Genomic DNA, 20,409 nt, shown 5'->3' with positions numbered 1-20,409 from the left:
GCGATGCCCCTATTTTTGAGGTGCCCCCTATGAAGCTAACAGCCCGCACAAGTTGAAACTGCTAAACCGAAAGACAAGCCGTACAAGCTCTTCGATGGCGGAGGGCTTTACCTTGAAGTAAAAACCAGTGGTTCTCGTTACTGGAGATTGAAGTACCGTTACGGCGAAAAAGAGAAGCGCCTTGCCTTTAGCGTTTACCCCGATGTATCTCTGGCTGAAGCCCGTGACAAACGCGATTTAGTAGAGATTACCGTTACAGCGGCGACAGCCAGAACCTGACGGTGCAACTGAGCCGCGTTCTGCACCGCCGCGACAGCCAGAAAACCACCTTTACCTACGATATTCTGACGCGCGGCTCAAAGAACTATATCAATGACACTGAAATAGAAGTGCAGCGACGCCGCACGGCAGGCTGGCGCATGGGGCTGCAACACCGCCACTTCATCCAGCAGGCGACACTGGATGCGGGGATCAGCTATCAGCGCGGCACCCGCTGGTTCGGGGCATTGCCTGCCCCCGAAGAGTCATATGGGGATGCCACTGCACTGAGTAAGATTCTTCAGCTCTCCAGCCAGTTGAACGTGCCGTTTGCCCTGGGCAAACAGCAGTTGCGCTACAACCTGAGTTACCAGCGCCAGATGAGTAACACCCCACTGACGCCGCAGGATCAGTTTGCTATTGGCGGACGCTTTACGGTGCGGGGCTTTGATGGTGAGCGCACCTTGAACGCCAACGCGGGATGGACAGTACGTAATGAACTGACCTGGACCACGCCAGTGCCCGATCAGGAACTGTATCTGGGGGCAGACTACGGTCACGTCAGCGGTCGCGGCACCGAGGAACTGGTGGGCACCAATCTGGCCGGTAGCGTGCTCGGCGTGCGGGGCAGTGCCTTCAAGACCCGTTACGACCTCTTTGCTGGCATACCGCTTTCGAAACCGGACGGTTTCAAGACCAGCCCGGTTACGCTGGGTTTCACCCTGAACTGGGATTTTTGAGGCGCGAATGATGCAGATAGGTGCGTATGACGTGCATGCCCCGTTGATACTGGGGGGTGACCGCAATGAGGCCGAAGTTCTGGGGGCTTCTGTTTGGCTATGGATGCATTCGTCCCAGCATCGGGATCTGCCGCTGCACGCGCTGCCCACGGTGCTGCTACCGATTATCAAACACCAGCACTACATGCTGGTCAGCCGGGGGACGCAGCCGCTCTTTTTCATGAGCTGGATGTGGCTGGACGCGGAAGCAGAAGCGCGTTATCTCACGCAACCGGCCATTCTGGTGCAGGAAGCCGATTGGGCCTGCGGTTACCGACTGTGGATACGTGACTGGATCGCGCCGTTTGGTGACGTTCGGGCAATGCGCCGCTTGGTGTGCGAAGCACTGTTTCCTGACCGCTGTTTCCGTGCGCTTTACCACCGTGGTGCTGAAAAAGGCCAGAGGGTGATGAATTTCAAGGGGGACCAGATCGGTCACGCACAGGCTCGCGCCTGGCGCGCAGCTCACCCTTTATCGGTTTCTCTTCCTGAATTCCCAGCCTGAAGGGTGAACGTCAAACGTGATACCCAAACAGGCGTTACACAAAAAGAAAGTAAGAAGGATGGCACAATGAAAGCATTATGGATGACCTCTGCACTGGTCGCGGTTCTGGGATTCAGTACGCTAGCACAGGCTGAACAACACACGGTTTCGGTGGGGTACGCGCAGAGCAAGGTACAGAACCTGCACAACATCAACGGGGTGAATCTCAAGTACCGCTATGAGTGGGATTCCCCGGTCAGCGTGATCGGCTCATTTACTTATATGAGTGGCAAGGATGATTACTCTTATCTGCTTGCCAGAGACATCATTAGTAACAAGGTTGACATTAAATATTACTCACTGTCTGTGGGCCCGGCTTACCGCTTTAATGAATTTATCAGCGCCTATGGTCTGCTGGGTTTCAATCGCAACAAAGTCGATTACTCCTCTCAGTGGTACAACTACCAGGGTTCTTATGTGCAGGCTGGTAGCTGGTCTGGCAACGAAAACAAGACGTCCCTGATGTATGGTGTGGGTGTGCAGATCAACCCGATTGAGAATGTGGCCGTCGATATTGGTTACGAAGGTTCCAGACTGAACATCGCCGGACAGTCTCACGATATTAACGGTTTCAACATTGCTATCGGCTATCGCTTCTGATACCAGACATCCCGGTTTCGACCGGGATATTCCCTGATGACCTGAAGCGATGGGGGGATCGGTATTTAGTGATGGGCCAAATGTGGGAGCGCAACTCAGTTCCGGGTCTGGGGCATTCTTGGGGGGAGTTTTTGGGAAATATGTTCCTACTGTGGTTGATAAAATCATGGGTGATAACAAAGTTCCTAGTGTTGTTTATGATTATTGGGGAGGGGTAGCTTCTGAGTTTTCGTCAGGATTTATCAAAGAAGTAGCCAAACCAAAATCAGATACGGAAGGTAAGAAATGATCAAGGATATTTATAAATATATTGCATTGTTTTTATACAGTTTTTTTTCTTCTGTACTAATGCTTCTAGTGCTGGGTTTTGCTATTTCTTCTTTTTATTATTTCAAAGAAGGCTCTTTTAATTTTCCTGCATCGCAGATAAAACGAGCAATAGTATTCGGCTGTGTTGCTGGAAGTGCTATTACACTGTATGTGTTAGTCGTTAATGTGATAAACAAATTTAGCACTAAAGAATCCCCCCAAAGATCCTAAGTAAGCGAAATCATCCCCGGCCAAAACTGGCCGGGAATAAGTGGCTTCTAGCCCTTTATTCCTGACGCTACAATTGAACATTCACGATGTAACGGTAAGTGTCTACTGTCCCTAGGACGATAGGTGGGGAAATGGTTTAGTTGGTGCCGCGTTAAGTGGGGTATTTACCGATGATGAATTGCAGGACATCAAAAATGAACAATAAGAAGGTAGACGTAAGAGTTTTTGCCTTTCTAGTCGTATCTTTCATTTTGGCGATGATATTCCTGTTTTTTTCGTTAAATTTGGTGTTTAGTGTTGTTCATTTTTTCAAGAAAGGATTTTTTAGCTTTACCTGGGAGACGGTAATGGATTGTTTTATATTGGGACTTATAACTGGACCTATCGCAGCATTAGGAGTCTGGTTGATGCTGAGATTCAGGATGCGATAATAAGAATCCCAACCGCTGTTTTGACTTCTATGTCCTTTTTACCGCCGTTGTAACCGGAGCACACCGGGCGCAGCGGTCACTTCCAGTTGTTCAGCGCTGGCAATGCCGGACTCGGTGAGCCAGTCGCCGCCGATAATCACTTCGCCGTTTTCACTCTCCCTAGTCCTGCCGCTGTTGGTTGGCCTCGCAGAGTTGTTCTCACGTGTATACCTGAATATTGAATAGGGCGTGTACATAAAACCATTACTATAAATGTCACTATGTACACCGGTATATACACGGTAATGACGCTCTTTCTTGCTTCTTTATGCTAGCTCGTGACAACAAAAAAGCCCGCTGTTTGGCGGGCTGTCTGGTTTTTTGCGGCTTATTGATTCTTCCTGAATAGTTACTCGATATTCTGGATCTGCTCGCGCATCTGCTCAATCAACACCTTCAACTCAATAGCTGAGGTCGTCACATCGGCATTGATCGATTTAGAAGCCAGCGTATTCGATTCGCGATTGAATTCCTGCATCATAAAGTCGAGGCGACGGCCAACGGCTTCTTGCTTTTTCAGGATGTTGTGCGTTTCTTTTACATGTGCTTCAAGGCGATCAAGCTCCTCAGCCACGTCGATGCGTTGCGCCATTAGCACCAATTCTTGCTCTAAGCGGGTGTTTTCCAATTGCACCTGCGCTTCTTCCAGCTTGCTCACCAAGCGTTCGCGCTGCCACTGCAGAATATTTGGCATCTGTGCGCGCACTTTTGCCACTTCTGTATTCACACCCTCGAGACGTTGCTCAATCATGGCTTTCAGCGCAGTGCCTTCGCTTTCACGGGCAACAATGAAATCGTCCAGCGCACTTTCCAGTGCTTGCATCAACTCCGCGCTAATCGCATCCAGATCCTGCTCCTGGGCGGACATAACACCAGGCCAACGCAATACGTCGATCGGGTTGATTTCACCTTCGTCGCTTTGCATTTTGATCCAGTTCGCCGCTTCCACCAACTGTTTGGCCAGCTTCTCGTTGAGGATCATTGAACTTTGAGCACTTGGATCAAGTTCGAAACGCAGATTGCATTCCACTTTGCCGCGCGTCAGGCGGCCACGAATACGTTCACGGATCACCGGCTCAAGGCTACGAAACTGTTCTGGCAGGCGGATGTAGGTTTCTAAGTAACGCTGGTTAACGGAACGCAGCTCCCAAGCTGCGCTACCCCATTCACCCTTGATTTCACGCCGGGCGTAGGCGGTCATGCTGCGGATCATTGATGCGTACCCGTAATAGGAAAAGATGAATCGATTATAGCGTTGCACCTGCGGGTAGGATAGGCATAACATCACGAAGCCCGTATAATGAGCGGCCAAACATAAATTAGCAGCCGGAGAGAGACTATGCGTCCTGCAGGCAGAGCACCACAACAAGTTCGCCCCCTGACATTGACCCGTCACTACACGAAACACGCTGAAGGTTCAGTGCTGGTTGAGTTTGGCGATACCAAAGTTTTGTGCACAGCCACGGTAGAAGAGGGCGTTCCGCGCTTCCTGAAAGGCCAGGGACAAGGTTGGATCACTGCTGAGTATGGTATGTTACCGAGATCAACCCACAGCCGTAATGCGCGCGAAGCGGCTAAAGGCAAACAGGGCGGGCGTACGTTGGAAATCCAGCGTCTGATCGCTCGTTCACTGCGTGCGGCAGTGGATCTTAAAAAACTCGGCGAGTTCACTATTACCCTAGATTGTGACGTTTTACAGGCAGATGGTGGCACGCGCACCGCGTCTATCACCGGCGCCTGTGTGGCACTGGCTGACGCACTTAACGCTTTGGTCACTTCAGGAAAATTGAAAGCCAACCCAATGAAAGGACTGGTTGCTGCAGTTTCTGTAGGGATCGTTAATGGTGAGGCACTGTGCGATCTGGAATACGTTGAGGATTCTGCAGCGGAAACCGATATGAATGTGGTAATGATGGAAGATGGCCGCATGATAGAGGTACAGGGTACTGCTGAAGGTGAGCCATTCAGCCACGATGAGTTATTAGCGTTACTTGCGCTAGCCCGAGGGGGCATCGAAACTATTTTCCAGGCTCAGAAGGCGGCATTGGAAGCATAGTTACTCAAGGCAACAGGCGACTGAGAAGTCGCCTTTTTTAACGTTTATCAAATTGAAATAAAAGGATTTATTTTAATTCACGTCCACATAGTGACCACATCGACAACTAGCCCCGTTAATAGGGGCTTTTTTACGCGGCGATTAGCTAAATGATATCTGATAGCTGGCGGTTATAACGGATAACACACGATCCTTTTTGTGCAAGACATTGCAAACGTGTTGCTTGCTGCAAATCCGGCTACAACCCGCACCATGCCTAGCCAGGATAACAATCCCTGCCTTCTATACAAACCACCCTGCCCACCTGAGAAGATCCACGCGGAAAGTAAAGAGATCCTTTTAAAAACAATATGTTAACCAAATGGTTAGCTTTTTTATCTGTGCGGTTTTTTGCACAACGTTGCAATTCATTGCACAAATTGCAAAACCATTCAAACTCCAGAACCCTAGACAGGGAGCGGGTAGCAGGCTGATTTGCGCGTAAATTCTTTTGCAAAATTTTTAAGATCCAAATTGTGCAGGCGGGTGCGGTGTAGCGCCGTTTACGTCTAGCATGTGCTTACGTGCCCTGTTTTTTGCTTTCCTGCCGTTGGTGGTGAGGGCAATTAATTAACAGCATGCTATGGCATACTTTAATAATTGAATGGTGTGTGATTTGATACAAGAGGTATTACCGGCGTGTCTCTGCTGTTAAAGCCAGCATATTCTCTGGGCTGTATGCCGTACCCCTTATGGTAACTAACCCTTGAGTCCAACCCGAAAAAACACGCAAAAACGCCACTTGTAGCAGTCATTGGTAACTGAGATATGTGAGATATTTATCTGGGGGTTCTTTAAGTGGGTGCTTTACTGCGGCTATCGCTGAAAGCGATAGGTTTGGTGAGTCGTCTCGCATAAGACGGTTACTTCCAGAACGAAAAATTGGTAGCTCCTAATTCCGGCTAACGAACCACCGTTGGTAGCGGTGGCTTTTTTGTTTACAGGGCTTGAGATTACGCTCGGATAAAAAAGGATATCTGCATCGGGCTTATTGGTTAGCATATAAACGTCGATATATCTGCACAAACACCCCCTTTTGAGAGAGCATATTACCGACCGTAACTTCATCATTGGTAGCTCTACTTTTCCAACACTCTGCTTCAACATCACAAGATGCCTGAAGTTCATACCCTTCTGATTTTAGGTAGTTCCTGATACTCTGAGTTTCAGCGACACCATAAAATTTCACGGTAAAGACGTTAGCTTCTGTACCTGTAATTCGTCCAAATTCAAATTCATAATTATCTGATATTCTTGGTATTTTTTTTAGAATTTCTGGGGTGTAATACTCATACGCTCGTTTATCTTGCTCGGTATAATATGCGCTGTTGGCAAACTCCATCTTCACATACGGCCAGCCAACAACCAGTGCAATACCAGCGACGATAACCACAACAATCAGGGCGACGATAGCCCTCCTCATAATCCCATCCTGCCGTTGTTGGCACCCAGTATCACAAACGTCCCGTCATGCCGCGGTAGAATAACGTTCCCAGACAGAAAATCGTTGTAGGGAACAACCGTCCGCATGAACGACGGCAAAAAACCTTTACGCGGTCGTGGGTTCGGAAATTTTTCAGGATCAGGGAACAGCAAAGGCTCAAACGTCTCGTTTTTCCAGCTACCAAGCTTGCCGTAGTAGTCCCAGCGTTTTAGGGCTTCGTCCTTGCTGACTGGTCGGAGCATCTCAAAAGGGTTTTGAACTGATACCACACGGTAAAAACCCAACAGGTCTGAAACCAGATCCTCACCGCTGAAACCGCTGTCAGTCACTAAGTTATTGGGAAAAGAACCCTGAAAAGCTTCAAACTTGCGCGCCATCATCATCATCATCGCCAGCGCGATGCTTTTCTGTTCCCAGTAAGGGCGCCCACGCCGAATACGCCAGGTCATTACTTTACCTGACCGGAGCAACTTAAATGGTGAAGTCATTCCCTGTGCATACCTGACATCATAAAATTCCTTTCCCGATGATTCACCCTGTGACATTAATCTCAAAATGTCTCTAATGTCTGTCCCCTGGGCATGCCCCAAATCCACCCAGCCAAGTACTTCCGTATAAACTATCCCGTACTTGGCAGTGCTTGCATCTCTACCATCAATAATTTCTGATCGCTTACTCATCCAGAAAATCCCTTTTTGTGTTGAATGACTTCACTCTAATTTACCATAACCCCCGCTCACAGCACCTCTAATGTAGAGGCGAAGCTGTAATGCCATTCTTTGCAGACGAGTGTGTATGTGCGCAGTTTTATGAGGCGTTTTCTTTGTCGTCCGTTCCGATTTTTAAGAGTTCTAATTTTTGAGAAATTGCCGTGTCAATCAAATGAGGTAACTCGAACAGGATGCCACCATATTTTTCGCGTTTAATCTTGCCGATGCCAAGCGGGCTATGCATTGTCATTTTGACCAAAGAATTAAGGTTTTTCCTAATTTCATGCGCTTGTTCGAATGTTGCAGTTTTTAGTTCTCTGTGCGCTTCAACCAGGACTTCAGCTAGCCATGGCATGCTGTCTCGCGAAAAACCGGCTAATAAGAGCAGGGACACATCGGTTCTGCTTGAAAGGCTCATCACATGTAGCATTTCATTCATCTGATCCGGGTGGATACCCCGATCACGCATTTTGCCGTAATGCATTTCCTTTTCCATTGTTTCAGGATCAAATTCGCGCATCTGCGCCCCAAGGCCGCGAACCTGTGAAACAAGCTCCTCTAGAATCTCGGTTTGTGGACGCTCGTGTTTTTCTGATACCCCTTTGCTTGGGATATTATTAAGGTTATTTTCCAGATCCTTCCAAAGAACAGAAACGAGTTTCTGAATGGTGTTCTCGGCAGCCTTGTTATCGGCAACAGCGTTAATGCCTTTTATGACTTTCATCATACCCTGTTGGTCAATCTTCAATGCTTGGAATTGAGCCAAAGGCCCACTCAAGTCGCTCAATTCAAGTCCAAAGAGTAAAGGAATAACTTTCGAGTCCTGCATGGATTTCGAGAGAGCATGCGCTCAAAATCCCAGCTGACACAGACACTCACATCTGTATTTTGTGCCTGCGCTTCTCGTATCACCAACTAGCACCACTTAGCGCTAGATAGCGGCGATTGCGAGGTTCTATTTAACGATGAAATAGGCGATCTGCGATATCATGTCAATAAGCCAATCTGAAAAGTTAAAGCTAATTAGAGATTCAGAACGTTTAAAATCAAAGGAAGTTGCTGATTTAATAGGACTAAATTATTCAACTTATCATGGCTATGAGGTTGGAAAGGCTAAAATGTCAATGGAGGCAGGGATGTTGTTCTTTAAACACCCTCGATTCAGGAAATACCGGGACTGGTTTATGTTTGATGAAACTAACCCAGCCACCGGCCAGATAGCGCCGGCTCTCTCTCTTAGTGAGCTAGACGGCACAACGTCTACCCAATTCGACCTAAAGAATGGCTAACTATTTATTTTATATACGCATTATCCATTTGTTGCCAAGATGAGATTTTTATCAGAGGGCTGTCTTATGTCAATTAAGAAGCTCGATGATGGTCGTTATGAAGTGGACATTAGGCCGCTGGGTTCAGAGGGAAAACGAATTCGGCGCAAGTTTGATAGTAAGGGCGAAGCCCAAATTTACGAACGCCATATTATTGTGAATTATCACAACAAGGAATGGCTTGCAAAACCCGCAGATAGACGAAAACTAACCGACCTTCTGGAATTGTGGTGGGTTTATCATGGTAAGAGTCATAACCGTGGGGTTAAGGAACGAAGTAGATTAACAACCATAATCGCCAAGCTTGCCGAAATGGGGGTAAGCAGGGCTGACCAGCTAACGAAGAAGGCTATCATGGATTATCGTGTTGTCATGTTAAACGAGGGTTTGAAGCCGTCTAGTATCAATCGCCTCCATGCGATTTTAAGCGGCATGTTTACAAAGCTCATTAATGCCGATGAATACCACTCCCCGCACCCATTCAAAGATATAAAGCAATTTAAAGAGGCTCAATCTGATATGGCCTTTCTGTCAAAGGATGAGATCGCTACTCTGCTTGAATTGTTGACCGGTGATGATCGCAAGGCGGTACTGGTTTGCCTGGCAACGGGGGGCGATGGGGTGAAGTGTCAACGCTGAAAGGTGAGCACATAATCAACAACATGGTAACTTTCATGAAAACCAAGAACGGGAAGCGGCGCACCGTTCCCATTTCGCCAGAACTCGTAAGTATGGTTAAACAGAAACCTAGCGGCCCACTGCACCAGCCGAACTACGCGACGGTGCGATCTATCTTGAAGGAAATGAAGCCAGATTTACCCGATGGACAAGCTGTCCATGTATTCCGGCATACTTTCGCCACTCATTTTATGATGAATGGCGGGAACATTATTACCTTGCAGCGTATCCTAGGCCACTCCACACTACAGCAAACTATGACGTATGCGCATTTTGCGCCAGATTTTTTACAGGATGCTATAGCACTTAATCCGCTAAAAGGAATGTCCATAAAGTGCCCATAAACTAGCACTACTTGGCACTAAATGAGACCATGCAAATTAATTAAGATATTGTTTTAAATGAAGTTCCCCCGTTGTGTCGGGGGCCATCAGGCCACTGAGAAGTCGCCTTTTTTACGCTCGGTGATCGAGCGCTAGTTTTAGAGCAGATGAGGAGATACAGTTAATGAAAGCCTATCAGCGCCAGTTTATTGAGTTCGCGCTAAACAAACAGGTATTGAAATTCGGCAAGTTTACGCTGAAATCAGGCCGAATCAGCCCCTATTTCTTCAATGCTGGCCTGTTTAATACCGGGCGCGACCTTGCGTTGTTAGGCCGTTTCTATGCTGAGGCATTGGTGGATTCAGGTATTGATTTTGACCTGTTGTTCGGCCCAGCTTACAAGGGTATCCCGATCGCCACGACTACAGCAGTTGCACTGGCCGAGCATCATGAACGTGACGTTCCTTATTGCTTTAATCGCAAAGAAGCCAAAGATCATGGCGAGGGTGGGACATTGGTCGGTAGTCCACTTCAGGGCCGCGTAATGCTGGTAGATGATGTGATTACCGCTGGTACGGCAATTCGTGAATCAATGGAAATCATCAGTGCTAACAGTGCAAACCTGGCTGGCGTGCTGATTTCTCTTGATCGGCAGGAGCGTGGCAGTAAGGATATCTCTGCAATTCAGGAAGTGGAGCGGGATTATCATTGCAAAGTGATCGCCATTATTACCCTCGAAGATTTAATTGCGTATCTGGAAGAGAAACCTGAAATGGCAAACCACCTGGTTGCAGTAAGGACGTATCGCGAGCAGTACGGCGTTTAAAATCGGTTCGCCGGGCGCAGATATGCTCGCCACACTTCAAGTTACAGGCGCGTTTGCTGACTCACGCGCCCCAGTCAACTACCTGAGCTCTTGGACATTCACCGTGTTGCCGCGTCTGCCGGCCCAAATCTGGGCCTCGCCGCTGCGGGGCCAGCACAAGAGCTGTTCAAAAGCGCATTGCGTTTTATCGTGCAACTCGAAGTATTTAGCGCATTTACCTCTCATCATCGCTCTTTATTGCAGCTGAACGGCCAGCAACGGCCAACGTGCATCAAAATCCTGCGTTGGACGGTAGCGGAATTCAGAACGAATATAACGTGAAAGCATTCCCTCACAGAAGGCCAAAAGCTGGCTGGCCAGTAGTGTTTCATCTGTGGTAAAGCCTCTGCCTTCGCGCAATTTACGCTCCTTAAGCACCTGACGTAATTGCGCTTCGATACGCTCGAAAAGCTGGTTGATTCTGCCCTGAAGACGGTCTTGTTCAAACATCAGTGCATGCCCAGTCATGATACGCGTCAACCCTGGATTGCGCTCTGCAAATCCAAGCACCAGCAACATAATCAGACGCAGACGATTCAATGTGTCTTTTTCATCCTGGAGGATCAGGTTGATACGCGTGATCAAACTATCTTCAATAAACTCGATCAGGCTGTCAAACATCCGTGTCTTGCTGGGAAAGTGCCGGTACAGGGCAGCCTCGGAGACACCAACGTTAGCGGCAAGCTTTGCTGTGGTAATACGTTGACTACCATCGCTGGATTCCAGCATCTGGGCTAACGCCTGCAAAATCTCCTCGCGCCGGTTCCTTTTCGTATTTTCTTTCTCTGCCATGTTTGATTAGACCCTTGCTAATACAGCTTATACCTTCGTTTTCTAAGCAATAATTGCTTTGAGACGCTCAGGTATTCATTCAAGTTGCCGTGGTGTTTCAGTCCTTGGCCTCGCCCTTTCAAAGCCGCTGCCAGCAGCGTTCAAATCGGCTCTAATCGATTTGTCACCCTGTTGCCGCCTACCTACAACTTGAAATAACCCAGGTGTAGATTTTCGAAAACCCATGCACCGCCCGCGCCCGTTGTAGAACTGATTCTGTACGGCTTACATGATCAATCTTGTACGGTGTTTGAGCCGATGGTTTCTCAGACCATTATTCTCCGCGCTACCTGGTGTCGTTGCCGAGTAAGCCTTGCCATATACCCTTTATTTTCCCAATGCAAAAACTGTCCGACAGATTGTTAATTCACACCAATGATTTACCTGGGTAAAGATCGAAGGGTGATAAGGTTTTCTGCAAGCTGTAACGTGAAATCCATAAGGTAGTGTACCTCCGATTAGGAGTGGCAAAGCTTTGGACAGCATACCCTGTTGGCTACCCTAAAACGGGGTAAAAACTAGTGGCGACCAGAGTGACCGAAACCACCAGCACCGCGTTCGCTGCTGTCAAATTCAGTCACCAGATTAAATTCCGCCTGTACCACCGGCACAAATACCATCTGTGCAATGCGCTCGCCAGGTTCAATAGTGAAAGATTTCTGTCCACGGTTCCACACAGAAACCATTAATTGACCTTGGTAGTCGGAGTCGATCAGGCCAACCAGATTACCCAACACAACACCATGCTTATGGCCTAAACCCGAGCGCGGCAAGATCACAGCCGCTAAACCCGTATCGGCAATATGAATTGCTAAGCCAGTAGGCAGCAATGTAGTTTCACCCGCTGCAAGTTCAATTGCACTATCCAAACAGGCCCGCAGATCAAGACCGGCAGAACCTGGAGTAGCATAGGTGGGTAATGGGAAATCCTGACCGATACGCGGGTCAAGGATCTTAACGTCGATTTTTTTCATCATAACGGCTGACTATCTCGTCAATTAAACGTTGGCCAAGGAGTGCCTTATCGCTATGCGGAAGGCGTTTTTCTCCATCCTGCCAAAAAAGATGCAGGGCATTGGTATCACTATTAAAACCGTGCTCTGCAAGCGATACATCGTTAGCGCAGATTAAATCCAGTTTCTTGCGCGCCAGTTTTTGTCGCGCGTATTCTTCCACATTCTGGGTTTCGGCAGCAAACCCGACGACAAAAGGGCGATTTTTGTTCATCGCTGCAACACTAGCGACAATATCAGGGTTTTTTACCATCTTGAGGATGATTTCATCACCCTGCTTTTTGATTTTTTCATCTGCGATCTGCTCTGGCCGATAGTCAGCTACGGCAGCACAGGAAATGAAAATATTCTGCTGCCCCGCATGTTGCTGTACCACCTTCTCCATTTCCAATGCGCTGACAACGTCTATTCTGGTCACCCAAGGCGGAGTGTCTTGGGTGACCGGCCCAGCAACAAGTATCACCTGTGCACCGCGTGCGGCGGCTGCACGCGCGATGGCAAAGCCCATTTTACCGGAACTGTGATTACTGATGAAGCGCACCGGGTCCAATGCTTCACACGTAGGCCCGGCAGTAATCATGATCTTTAAATGCTTAAGGTTCTGTGGAACTAAAAAATAGCTGTTGGCTAATTCAACAATGTCCAGTGGGTCTAACATCCGTCCTGGTCCAACGTCACCGCAAGCCTGGCTACCGCTGTCTGGCCCCCATAACAATAAGCCGCGTTCCTGTAGGGTTTGCAAATTGGTTTGAGTGGCGGCAGCACGGTACATCTGTTGGTTCATTGCGGGTGCTGCAGCGATAGGGGCATCTGTGGCCAGGCAGACGGTGGACAGCAGGTCATTAGCCATGCCTGCGGCAACACGGGCCAGCAGATCGGCCGTTGCCGGTGCCAGGATAACCAGATCCGCCCATTTGCCCAACTCAATATGCCCCATAGCCGCTTCAGCTGCAGGATCCAGCAGATCGTCTGAAACCGGATGGCCGGAAACGGCCTGCAACGTCAGTGGGGTAATGAATGCTTTAGCGGCGTTGGTCATGACCACTCTGACCTCTGCCCCCCTGTCGCGCAAGCGGCGAACCAGCTCTGGACATTTGTAAGCAGCAATGCCACCACTGATGCCAAGCACAATATGTTTGCCGGAAAGTCCAGTCATCATGATTGTCCGATTGAAAACCGAAATAGGGAGTATTTTAGCATAATCGCTAACGTGGGAGTGATTATACTGTGTATGCAGCCAGTTACATTACATTTTTCGTAACACTTCACAACGTTATCAATCACCTGTAGAGGTACTCAGTACCGATTGGCATACTCTGATGCTCGCAAGGAGGTATCAATGAGTATTCAGGATATGTCGCTATGGCCTGGGGCCTTGGCCCCACGAGAGAAATTAATGCGCGATGGGGCTGCATCGCTATCAGATATGGAACTTCTGGCAATTTTTTTGCGAACCGGCTTACCGGGAGTCCACGTTTCGCAACGTGCTGAACAATTGTTGACACATTTTGGTTCGCTGTACCATCTGGTTTCGGCCGATTACTCACAATTTTGTAGCCAAAAAGGCTTGGGGATTGCCATTTATGCCCAGTTACAGGCAATTTCTGAGATGGCTTTCCGACTGTTTTCTGGTCCACACTTACTGGAAAATGCACTTCTGAATCCTAGAGTGACCCAGCATTATATTCACAACCTGCTGGCTCATCATGAGCGGGAAGTGTTTTTAGTGCTGTTTTTGGATAATCAACACCGGGTTATTCATCACCAGGAAATGTTTGCTGGCACTATCAGCAGCGTCGTTGTGCATCCGAGAGAAATTGTGCGTGAAGCGTTGAAGGCTAATGCAGCGGCCCTCATTTTGGCGCATAATCATCCTTCGGGTAAGGCTGAGCCCAGCCACGCCGACCGAATGATAACCGAGCAAGTAGTCAATGCATGCCGGTTATTAGAGATCCGAGTGCTCGACCATTTGGTTATAGGCCGGGGTGAATGTGTCTCTTTTGCTGAGCGCGGGTGGCTTTAAGTGATTTTTTCGCGATCCTTACGGGATCTTTAGCTGTTCGGGACTTGAGCACTTACGCTTCAGAGCGTATACTACGCCACCTTTGAGAATCTTGGGTTTGGCGTTAAGAGCCTATCTCAGCAGGTTTCTAGCCTGGTGTATAGTTTCTGACCTGATGACGGGAGTCTCCTCAGTATGAAGTTTGCTGAGATGGGCTCTAAAAGCCTGACGAGGCGGCCATACCCCCTTGAGCTCGAGCTGATTTGATTTTTGGAGAATAGACATGTCCCGAGTCTGCCAAGTTACTGGCAAGCGCCCGGTGAGTGGTAACAACCGCTCCCACGCAATGAACGCGACCAAACGCCGTTTTCTGCCTAACCTGCATTCACACCGTTTTTGGGTTGAGGCTGAGAAGCGCTTTGTAACTCTGCGTGTATCTGCTAAAGGTATGCGTGTTATCGATAAGAAGGGTATTGAGACGGTTTTGGCCGATCTCCGTGCCCGTGGTGAGAAGTATTAAGGAACTGAATCATGGCTAAAGGTGTTCGCGAGAAGATCAAGCTGGTTTCTTCTGCTGGTACTGGTCACTTCTATACCACTACGAAGAACAAGCGTACTAAGCCGGAAAAATTGGAGCTGAAGAAATTCGATCCAGTTGTCCGTCAACACGTGATCTATAAAGAAGCTAAGATTAAATAATTTTAGTGGATTAATGAAAACCCGGCTTCGGCCGGGTTTTTTCGTTATAACGGGTCTATCCCAAATTCATTCAAGTTTCAAATAAGCTGCAATTGAGCAACAAATCTGTCGGGAAGCGATTTAAATGCCGTAACGCAGCAATACCCCTGCATTCTGAAGGGCAGCGGGTATAGATAGCTAAAAGGGAATGTGACATGCCTGAATTACCTGAAGTCGAAACCAGCCGGCGCGGCATTGAGCCTTATCTTGTCGGCCACAACATTCAGCACGCGCTTGTACGTAATGCGCGTCTGCGTTGGCCGGTCTCGGAACAAATCTTATCGCTAAGCGATCGCCCGGTACGCAGCGTACAGCGTCGTGCAAAATATCTGCTGATCGAACTGGACCAAGGTTGGATTATCGTGCACTTAGGGATGTCTGGCAGCTTGCGTATGCTGGCAGAGGAAACACCTGCGGGTAAACACGACCATGTTGATCTCGTCATGAGTAATGGCATGACCCTGCGTTATACCGACCCACGGCGCTTTGGTGCTTGGTTGTGGTGCGAAGACCCTGCGACCAGTCCTGTATTGGCCCATCTTGGCCCAGAACCGTTGAGTGAAGCCTTTAATGGCAGCTACCTGTACGAGAAATCCCGCAACAAACGCACATTAATTAAGCCCTGGCTGATGGATAACAAACTGGTCGTTGGGGTAGGAAATATCTATGCCAGCGAATCACTATTTACCGCAGGGATCATGCCGGATCGTCAGGCTGGCTCATTGAATAAAATGCAGGCGGAACTGCTGGTAGAAACGATCAAGGCAGTTCTGCAACGTTCAATCGAACAAGGGGGCACAACATTACGGGATTTTCTGCAGTCAGACGGTAAACCGGGGTATTTTGCGCAAGAACTACAGGTCTATGGCCGCGCTGGGGAACCCTGCCGCATGTGCGGCACGCCAATTGAGAGCACAAAGCATGGGCAGCGCAGCACGTTCTTTTGTCGCCGCTGCCAAGGCTAAGGCTGTTCCCCCTAATTATTGCTCGGCCAGTTTTTTCAGCAATGCTTTAGTGACGACATCTGGCAGGAACGGTGCGATATCACCGTCATGGCGTGCCACTTCTTTTACCAAGGAAGAGGAGATAAACGACCACTCTTCCGAAGGCATCAGAAATACGCTTTCAAGCGTTGGCATCAGATGGCGGTTCATGTTCGCCAGCTGCAATTCATATTCGAAATCCGACACGGCACGCAGGCCCCTCACCAGAATATTGGCATTCTGGTGGGCGGCAAAGTGCGCCATCAGTTCGCTGAAACCGTGTACCTCAACGTTATCCAGATGAGTAGTCACCTGCTTAGCCAAAGCAACACGTTCTTCCAGAGTAAACAACGGTTTTTTACTTGAACTGGCAGCAATAGCCAGAATGACGTGATCAAACATCTTTGACGCACGGGTGACTAAATCTAGATGGCCGTTAGTCATCGGATCGAACGTACCTGGGTAAATGGCTTTGCTACTCATGGTTCACATCTCTGAATATACCCATAATCCTTCAAGTACGGTGATGTTGGCTTCCTTCTTTCACACAAAGTCACCAAGTTCTTTAGGATCGAGTGGATTGCCGTAGACCCGCATCTCGAAGGCCTATTGGGTCGCATTACGACCCAATGCCCACAGTGCGGCGTATTTATTGAAAGTATATTGCGCATTGATCATGGCCAACAACAAACCCTGTTTACCGTCAAGAAAACCGGCACGTAGCAACCAGGTTTTACAAAAAGCGCCCAACGTGTGAGTGAAGATAGGCAGATAACCGCAGCGTTTACCCGCTTGATGGCGTTGAGCCGCCCATTGTTCTGCATAGTGCAGCTGTTTACGCTGGAAAGTAAAAAAATCACGACAGGTCAGGTGCAAGAGATCGCCTTGCAACATAACGATTTTTGCCGCGTTGGTATTGAGAGACTCATGCACCAGATCATCGTTGTAGCAATAACGTGCTTTAGCATACAGCCGATTGACTCGATCGGGATACCAGCCACTGTGGCGCATAAACCGGCCCAGGAAAAGATTACGGCGACCAAGGCTATAGACAACGTCATCATTTGCCGTTGCCAGAACATGCTCTATGGATTGGCGAAGCTCTGGGGTAACACGCTCATCTGCATCGATCATCAGAATATAATCCTGAGAGGCATAACTCTGAGCCTTCTGACGCTGCTTGCCAAACCCCTGCCAATCAGTGTGCGTAAATACTTTAGCACCCAGGCTTTCTCCCAAGACAACGGAACCGTCGGTGCTGCCAGAGTCGAGTACAATAATCTCATCTGCCCAGGCAACTGACTGTATACACTCTGCCAACAAATCGGCCTCATTTTTAACAATCATCACGACTGACAGGCTTCTGCGGTTACTCATCTAGTGGCTCCGTGGTGGCAAATGTGGCTCCAGCAAGTGAAGCAGGCGCTGTAGTGCACCCTGATTCTGATACAGAACTTCAACCGCATGACGTCCGTAGTAGCGGCGATAGTCTTCATCGGTCAGTAGTGTTTCCACTTCTTTCACCAGTTGCTCCACATCGGTGACGGTAATAAGCCCACCAGCCTCAGAAAGCTTGGCGCAGATATCTTTGAAATTGAAAGTGTGTGGACCCATTAACACTGGGATGGCGTGAGCCGCTGCTTCAAGCGGGTTATGTCCACCACGTTCGACCAGACTGCCCCCCACAAATGCCAAATCAGCAATACCGTACAAAAGCATTAACTCACCCATGGTATCGCCAATCACCACTTGCGTACTACCCGACGGGACTGCGCCGCTGCTACGCGTGGTATAGCTGAAGCCCGCCTTCTGCGTCATTTCTTTAGCGGTCGAAAAACGTTCAGGGTGACGCGGCACCAGTATGAGTAATAAATCAGGGTGTTTCGCCAATAACTTACGGTGCGCTTCCAGTAAAATAGCTTCCTCACCTTCATGAGTACTGGTGGCAATCCATACCGGGCGTCGCGGTGCCCATTGGCGACGCAACGTAACGGCTCGTGCAGCCAGTTCCGGGGTGACAGAGATATCAAATTTTAGGCTTCCGGTGACGGTCAGCTGCGAACGCTTAAGGCCCAACTCGATAAACCGATCGCCATCTTCCTGATTCTGAGCAGCGATCAACGTTATGCGGCCCAAGATATCGCGGATAAAACCACCTATCTTCGTATAGCCCGCCGCTGAGCGGGCAGAAAGGCGGGCATTGGCGATAATCAACGGGATCTTGCGTCGATACAGGGCATTAATCAGGTTTGGCCAGATCTCGGTCTCCATGATAATAACCAGCTTGGGGTTAACCTGATTGAGGAAGCGGTGCATAGATCCCGGCAGATCGTAAGGCAGGTAGACATGATGCACGCCTTTACCGAAAGCGGATTGCACACGTTCAGAACCCGTAGGCGTCATGGTCGTGACTGTAATCGGCAAGTGGGGGTAACGGTGACGCAGTGCGCGAACCAATGGGATCGCTGCCAATGTTTCACCAACAGAAACGGAATGCAGCATAATACCATTGGGTAATACTTTCCCGGCGCAGAAACCATAACGTTCTGCCCAACGTTTACGGTAGGCTGGTGCTTTACGGCTACGCAACAATAAACGAAGCCAAATCAGGGGTTGTATAAGGTAGAGTAATACCTGATATAAACGGAGCAACATTCTATCAATTTCATTTATATGGGTTACTGAGAATAGTACCATAACCAGAAGAGAAAGGCGCTAATTGGGGGTTGTGTATTCAATGGGTTAATTTCAATTCAAACGTAATCCTCACGCATAATAAAAGTGCCAATGACCCTGTATTTATTTCTGATGACGTTGATTAACGCTGAGTTTTGCGTGCAAGTCATTTCAAGTACCGTTTTAGCCACGTTCACTTGATGGGACAAAACTCGCTCAAACGGATGACTGTCTTACATCAGCAGGATATGGACAACGACAGCAAACGCCCAGCGGTTCAAAGGGCGACAGATACAAACAGAATGTGTTATTTCATTCCAAGAGTAGCCTCTGGTAGAAATCGACCAATTGCCTGGATAAGTGTGCTGGAGTATGGGGCAAAATACGAAGTCTCGCGGCTTCCCCCATACTCGACCCAAGTGCTTGATGAGGCAGCGCGCAAATAGCCTCAACGAGGGCATCCACATTCAGGGAATCGCTGACAAAACCATTTATTCCCTGTGTAATAAACTCTGCACCGCCGCAGGTAGTGCTGGTGATCACCGGAAGCCCACATGACATTGCCTCCAGGATCGCATTGGGAAAGGGGTCATACAGCGTCGGCAGTAATAGCGCGTCTGCTGCCTGATAAAACGGCAGTATTTGTTTCTGATCCCCCATGAATCTGACTCGTTCACCACAGCCTAACGATTGCACGAGTGCTCGGTAGCGTTTCTCTGCTTTATCCTTGCCGACAACCAAAAGATAACTGCCGGTTGCGGCCACGGCGCGGATCGCTGCCGCCAGACCTTTTCGCTCAAAGCCTGAACCAACAAAGATCAAGCAGTGCGCCTGTTGGGAGATCTGGTAGTTTACCCGCAGTTGTTGACGCAGTTGCTCGTTTACCGGTAAAAATTTCTGGTTATCGATAGCGTTGTAGGTCACGGTAATTTTATCCGCGGGAATACCGAAACCCTCAATGATTTCCTGCTTGATCATCTCTGCGTTACAGATCACTGCTTTCAGCTCTGGCGCGCAGTACATGGCGTGTTCAGCACACATCACATAGCGGTGGTAGCGGTTGGAAAACAGCCACTTACGCCGCCACTCAGGGAGCATGAGGGCACGCTGCAACAACCAGCGGCGGTGAACACCATCACCTGCGCGATAAATATTACAACCAGGAATGCGCTCATGGCTTTGCACCAGATCGAATTTTTCTTTCTGCCACAATGCTCTGGCCGAGTCAGCAAAACCACGCTCACGACTAATGCGCTCGAATTTCATTGGGTTGCACGGATGGAGGTGCCAATTCGGGTTGCGACTACCCTGCCATTCGCGGGTAATAACATTCAGCTCCAGATATTTATGCTCCAGCGCTTCCAGAGCGCGGGAAACAAAACGTTCTGCTCCGCCATCCGAGCGATACTTTTGGCGAACAATCGCCAAACGAAATACTTTCATGCGAGCGTGCTCCACGCGGCTGCAATTACTACGGCGGTTAGTAATAAGGTCAAGGTAACGTTCGTATTGATGGTCGCGGGTGCAGGCAG

At 48.8% G+C, this 20,409-nt stretch carries 22 protein-coding genes and 3 pseudogenes; 13 read left to right on the top strand and 12 right to left on the bottom strand.

All coding sequences use genetic code 11. The features are described from left to right. Window positions 1–29 precede the first annotated feature (29 nt). The 5 genes and pseudogenes from OK023_RS18195 to OK023_RS18175 form a co-directional block, all read left to right on the top strand. A pseudogene (locus OK023_RS18195) lies at window positions 30–261 on the top strand (Arm DNA-binding domain-containing protein); the annotation flags it as partial. Further along, window positions 240–998 (top strand): annotated as a pseudogene (locus OK023_RS18190) (ShlB/FhaC/HecB family hemolysin secretion/activation protein); the annotation flags it as partial. The pseudogenes OK023_RS18195 and OK023_RS18190, both read left to right, overlap by 22 nt. Window positions 999–1,008: 10 nt before the next feature. Then, window positions 1,009–1,542, top strand: a complete 534-nt coding sequence (locus tag OK023_RS18185; RefSeq protein WP_317697814.1) for a toxin-activating lysine-acyltransferase — start codon at window positions 1,009–1,011, stop codon at window positions 1,540–1,542. A 66-nt stretch (window positions 1,543–1,608) separates the two neighbouring features. Next, a complete protein-coding gene (locus tag OK023_RS18180) occupies window positions 1,609–2,181 on the top strand; it encodes an Ail/Lom family outer membrane beta-barrel protein (RefSeq protein WP_317694039.1) in 573 nt (190 codons plus the stop codon). A gap of 118 nt (window positions 2,182–2,299) precedes the next feature. Further along, a complete protein-coding gene (locus tag OK023_RS18175) occupies window positions 2,300–2,470 on the top strand; it encodes a hypothetical protein (protein WP_317694038.1) in 171 nt (56 codons plus the stop codon). Window positions 2,471–3,190: 720 nt separating this feature from the next. Here OK023_RS18175 and OK023_RS18170 read toward each other — a convergent pair. Continuing rightward, the gene (locus tag OK023_RS18170; RefSeq protein WP_317697849.1) at window positions 3,191–3,388 is read right to left on the bottom strand and encodes a hypothetical protein; all 198 of its coding nucleotides are present in this window, start codon (window positions 3,386–3,388) and stop codon (window positions 3,191–3,193) included. Window positions 3,389–3,540: 152 nt separating this feature from the next. After that, on the bottom strand, window positions 3,541–4,404 hold the full coding sequence (locus OK023_RS18165) for a YicC/YloC family endoribonuclease (protein WP_317694037.1): 864 nt from the start codon (window positions 4,402–4,404) through the stop codon (window positions 3,541–3,543). 126 nt (window positions 4,405–4,530) lie between these two features. Between OK023_RS18165 and rph the strand changes: the two genes are divergently transcribed. Continuing rightward, window positions 4,531–5,247 carry a ribonuclease PH gene (gene rph / locus OK023_RS18160; RefSeq protein WP_317694035.1) on the top strand — a complete coding sequence of 239 codons (717 nt, stop codon included), beginning with the start codon at window positions 4,531–4,533 and terminating at the stop codon, window positions 5,245–5,247. Between the two features lie 1,027 nt (window positions 5,248–6,274). Here the strand turns inward: rph and OK023_RS18155 are convergent. The 3 genes from OK023_RS18155 to OK023_RS18145 form a co-directional block, all read right to left on the bottom strand. Next, entirely contained in the window at window positions 6,275–6,709 is a 435-nt protein-coding gene (locus OK023_RS18155; RefSeq protein ID WP_317694033.1) for a hypothetical protein, read from the bottom strand. Continuing rightward, window positions 6,706–7,410 (bottom strand): hypothetical protein, encoded by a 705-nt coding sequence (locus OK023_RS18150; RefSeq protein WP_317694031.1) that lies wholly within the window; start codon window positions 7,408–7,410, stop codon window positions 6,706–6,708. The genes OK023_RS18155 and OK023_RS18150 overlap by 4 nt, the downstream gene beginning before the upstream one ends. Before the next feature lie 127 nt (window positions 7,411–7,537). Continuing rightward, window positions 7,538–8,269 (bottom strand): hypothetical protein, encoded by a 732-nt coding sequence (locus OK023_RS18145; RefSeq protein WP_317694030.1) that lies wholly within the window; start codon window positions 8,267–8,269, stop codon window positions 7,538–7,540. 160 nt (window positions 8,270–8,429) lie between these two features. On the opposite strand from OK023_RS18145, the gene OK023_RS18140 reads away from it, so the two are divergent. The 3 genes and pseudogenes from OK023_RS18140 to pyrE all read left to right on the top strand — a co-directional run bounded on the left by OK023_RS18140 (window position 8,430) and on the right by pyrE (window position 10,595). After that, entirely contained in the window at window positions 8,430–8,729 is a 300-nt protein-coding gene (locus OK023_RS18140; RefSeq protein WP_317694029.1) for a helix-turn-helix transcriptional regulator, read from the top strand. Between the two features lie 66 nt (window positions 8,730–8,795). After that, window positions 8,796–9,790: pseudogene (locus tag OK023_RS18135) on the top strand (tyrosine-type recombinase/integrase). A 163-nt stretch (window positions 9,791–9,953) separates the two neighbouring features. Further along, window positions 9,954–10,595 carry an orotate phosphoribosyltransferase gene (gene pyrE / locus OK023_RS18130; RefSeq protein ID WP_317694027.1) on the top strand — a complete coding sequence of 214 codons (642 nt, stop codon included), beginning with the start codon at window positions 9,954–9,956 and terminating at the stop codon, window positions 10,593–10,595. Window positions 10,596–10,829: 234 nt separating this feature from the next. Here the strand turns inward: pyrE and slmA are convergent, their stop codons facing one another. From slmA to coaBC, 3 genes are all read right to left on the bottom strand, one after another. Then, the gene (gene slmA, locus OK023_RS18125) at window positions 10,830–11,426 is read right to left on the bottom strand and encodes a nucleoid occlusion factor SlmA (protein ID WP_317694025.1); all 597 of its coding nucleotides are present in this window, start codon (window positions 11,424–11,426) and stop codon (window positions 10,830–10,832) included. Between the two features lie 557 nt (window positions 11,427–11,983). Continuing rightward, complete coding sequence (gene dut, locus OK023_RS18120) at window positions 11,984–12,442, bottom strand: dUTP diphosphatase (RefSeq protein WP_317694023.1); 459 nt, start codon at window positions 12,440–12,442, stop codon at window positions 11,984–11,986. Next, window positions 12,420–13,637 (bottom strand): bifunctional phosphopantothenoylcysteine decarboxylase/phosphopantothenate--cysteine ligase CoaBC, encoded by a 1,218-nt coding sequence (coaBC, locus tag OK023_RS18115; protein WP_317694021.1) that lies wholly within the window; start codon window positions 13,635–13,637, stop codon window positions 12,420–12,422. The genes dut and coaBC overlap by 23 nt, the downstream gene beginning before the upstream one ends. Before the next feature lie 195 nt (window positions 13,638–13,832). Here coaBC and radC point away from each other — a divergent pair, with 195 nt between their 5' ends. From radC to mutM, 4 genes are all read left to right on the top strand, one after another. Then, entirely contained in the window at window positions 13,833–14,501 is a 669-nt protein-coding gene (gene radC / locus OK023_RS18110; RefSeq protein WP_317697812.1) for a RadC family protein, read from the top strand. A gap of 262 nt (window positions 14,502–14,763) precedes the next feature. Next, a complete protein-coding gene (gene rpmB, locus OK023_RS18105; protein WP_004931195.1) occupies window positions 14,764–15,000 on the top strand; it encodes a 50S ribosomal protein L28 in 237 nt (78 codons plus the stop codon). Between the two features lie 11 nt (window positions 15,001–15,011). After that, the gene (gene rpmG, locus OK023_RS18100) at window positions 15,012–15,179 is read left to right on the top strand and encodes a 50S ribosomal protein L33 (RefSeq protein WP_004392084.1); all 168 of its coding nucleotides are present in this window, start codon (window positions 15,012–15,014) and stop codon (window positions 15,177–15,179) included. A gap of 194 nt (window positions 15,180–15,373) precedes the next feature. Next, window positions 15,374–16,183, top strand: a complete 810-nt coding sequence (gene mutM / locus OK023_RS18095) for a bifunctional DNA-formamidopyrimidine glycosylase/DNA-(apurinic or apyrimidinic site) lyase (protein ID WP_317694011.1) — start codon at window positions 15,374–15,376, stop codon at window positions 16,181–16,183. Window positions 16,184–16,198: 15 nt separating this feature from the next. Here mutM and coaD read toward each other — a convergent pair whose 3' ends face one another. The 4 genes from coaD to OK023_RS18075 all read right to left on the bottom strand — a co-directional run bounded on the left by coaD (window position 16,199) and on the right by OK023_RS18075 (window position 20,320). Beyond that, the gene (gene coaD, locus OK023_RS18090) at window positions 16,199–16,684 is read right to left on the bottom strand and encodes a pantetheine-phosphate adenylyltransferase (protein ID WP_317694010.1); all 486 of its coding nucleotides are present in this window, start codon (window positions 16,682–16,684) and stop codon (window positions 16,199–16,201) included. Between the two features lie 123 nt (window positions 16,685–16,807). Further along, window positions 16,808–17,578: a glycosyltransferase family 2 protein gene (locus OK023_RS18085; protein WP_317694009.1), complete on the bottom strand. Its 771-nt coding sequence runs from the start codon at window positions 17,576–17,578 to the stop codon at window positions 16,808–16,810. Beyond that, complete coding sequence (gene waaA / locus OK023_RS18080; protein ID WP_317694008.1) at window positions 17,579–18,856, bottom strand: lipid IV(A) 3-deoxy-D-manno-octulosonic acid transferase; 1,278 nt, start codon at window positions 18,854–18,856, stop codon at window positions 17,579–17,581. Window positions 18,857–19,189: 333 nt separating this feature from the next. Next, window positions 19,190–20,320, bottom strand: a complete 1,131-nt coding sequence (locus tag OK023_RS18075; RefSeq protein ID WP_317694007.1) for a glycosyltransferase family 4 protein — start codon at window positions 20,318–20,320, stop codon at window positions 19,190–19,192. Window positions 20,321–20,409: the final 89 nt, after the last annotated feature.

Origin of the sequence: Serratia sp. UGAL515B_01 (genome assembly GCF_033095805.1) — a bacterium.
Taxonomy (GTDB): Bacteria; Pseudomonadota; Gammaproteobacteria; order Enterobacterales; family Enterobacteriaceae; genus Chania.
The sequence above is the reverse complement of the archived record's forward strand: the minus strand, read 5'-3'. Positions and strand labels throughout refer to the sequence as shown.

Excerpts from the sequence above, each read along its gene's own strand:
- OK023_RS18185 (WP_317697814.1), top strand. The coding sequence starts at position 1,009 with ATGCAGATAGGTGCGTATGACGTGCATGCCCCGTTGATACTGGGGGGT.
- OK023_RS18180 (WP_317694039.1), top strand. The coding sequence starts at position 1,609 with ATGAAAGCATTATGGATGACCTCTGCACTGGTCGCGGTTCTGGGATTC.
- OK023_RS18170 (WP_317697849.1), bottom strand. The coding sequence starts at position 3,388 with ATGTACACGCCCTATTCAATATTCAGGTATACACGTGAGAACAACTCT.
- OK023_RS18165 (WP_317694037.1), bottom strand. The coding sequence starts at position 4,404 with ATGATCCGCAGCATGACCGCCTACGCCCGGCGTGAAATCAAGGGTGAA.
- rph (WP_317694035.1), top strand. The coding sequence starts at position 4,531 with ATGCGTCCTGCAGGCAGAGCACCACAACAAGTTCGCCCCCTGACATTG.
- OK023_RS18155 (WP_317694033.1), bottom strand. The coding sequence starts at position 6,709 with ATGAGGAGGGCTATCGTCGCCCTGATTGTTGTGGTTATCGTCGCTGGT.
- OK023_RS18150 (WP_317694031.1), bottom strand. The coding sequence starts at position 7,410 with ATGAGTAAGCGATCAGAAATTATTGATGGTAGAGATGCAAGCACTGCC.
- OK023_RS18145 (WP_317694030.1), bottom strand. The coding sequence starts at position 8,269 with ATGCAGGACTCGAAAGTTATTCCTTTACTCTTTGGACTTGAATTGAGC.
- OK023_RS18140 (WP_317694029.1), top strand. The coding sequence starts at position 8,430 with ATGTCAATAAGCCAATCTGAAAAGTTAAAGCTAATTAGAGATTCAGAA.
- pyrE (WP_317694027.1), top strand. The coding sequence starts at position 9,954 with ATGAAAGCCTATCAGCGCCAGTTTATTGAGTTCGCGCTAAACAAACAG.
- slmA (WP_317694025.1), bottom strand. The coding sequence starts at position 11,426 with ATGGCAGAGAAAGAAAATACGAAAAGGAACCGGCGCGAGGAGATTTTG.
- dut (WP_317694023.1), bottom strand. The coding sequence starts at position 12,442 with ATGATGAAAAAAATCGACGTTAAGATCCTTGACCCGCGTATCGGTCAG.
- coaBC (WP_317694021.1), bottom strand. The coding sequence starts at position 13,637 with ATGATGACTGGACTTTCCGGCAAACATATTGTGCTTGGCATCAGTGGT.
- radC (WP_317697812.1), top strand. The coding sequence starts at position 13,833 with ATGTCGCTATGGCCTGGGGCCTTGGCCCCACGAGAGAAATTAATGCGC.
- rpmB (WP_004931195.1), top strand. The coding sequence starts at position 14,764 with ATGTCCCGAGTCTGCCAAGTTACTGGCAAGCGCCCGGTGAGTGGTAAC.
- rpmG (WP_004392084.1), top strand. The coding sequence starts at position 15,012 with ATGGCTAAAGGTGTTCGCGAGAAGATCAAGCTGGTTTCTTCTGCTGGT.
- mutM (WP_317694011.1), top strand. The coding sequence starts at position 15,374 with ATGCCTGAATTACCTGAAGTCGAAACCAGCCGGCGCGGCATTGAGCCT.
- coaD (WP_317694010.1), bottom strand. The coding sequence starts at position 16,684 with ATGAGTAGCAAAGCCATTTACCCAGGTACGTTCGATCCGATGACTAAC.
- OK023_RS18085 (WP_317694009.1), bottom strand. The coding sequence starts at position 17,578 with ATGAGTAACCGCAGAAGCCTGTCAGTCGTGATGATTGTTAAAAATGAG.
- waaA (WP_317694008.1), bottom strand. The coding sequence starts at position 18,856 with ATGTTGCTCCGTTTATATCAGGTATTACTCTACCTTATACAACCCCTG.
- OK023_RS18075 (WP_317694007.1), bottom strand. The coding sequence starts at position 20,320 with ATGAAAGTATTTCGTTTGGCGATTGTTCGCCAAAAGTATCGCTCGGAT.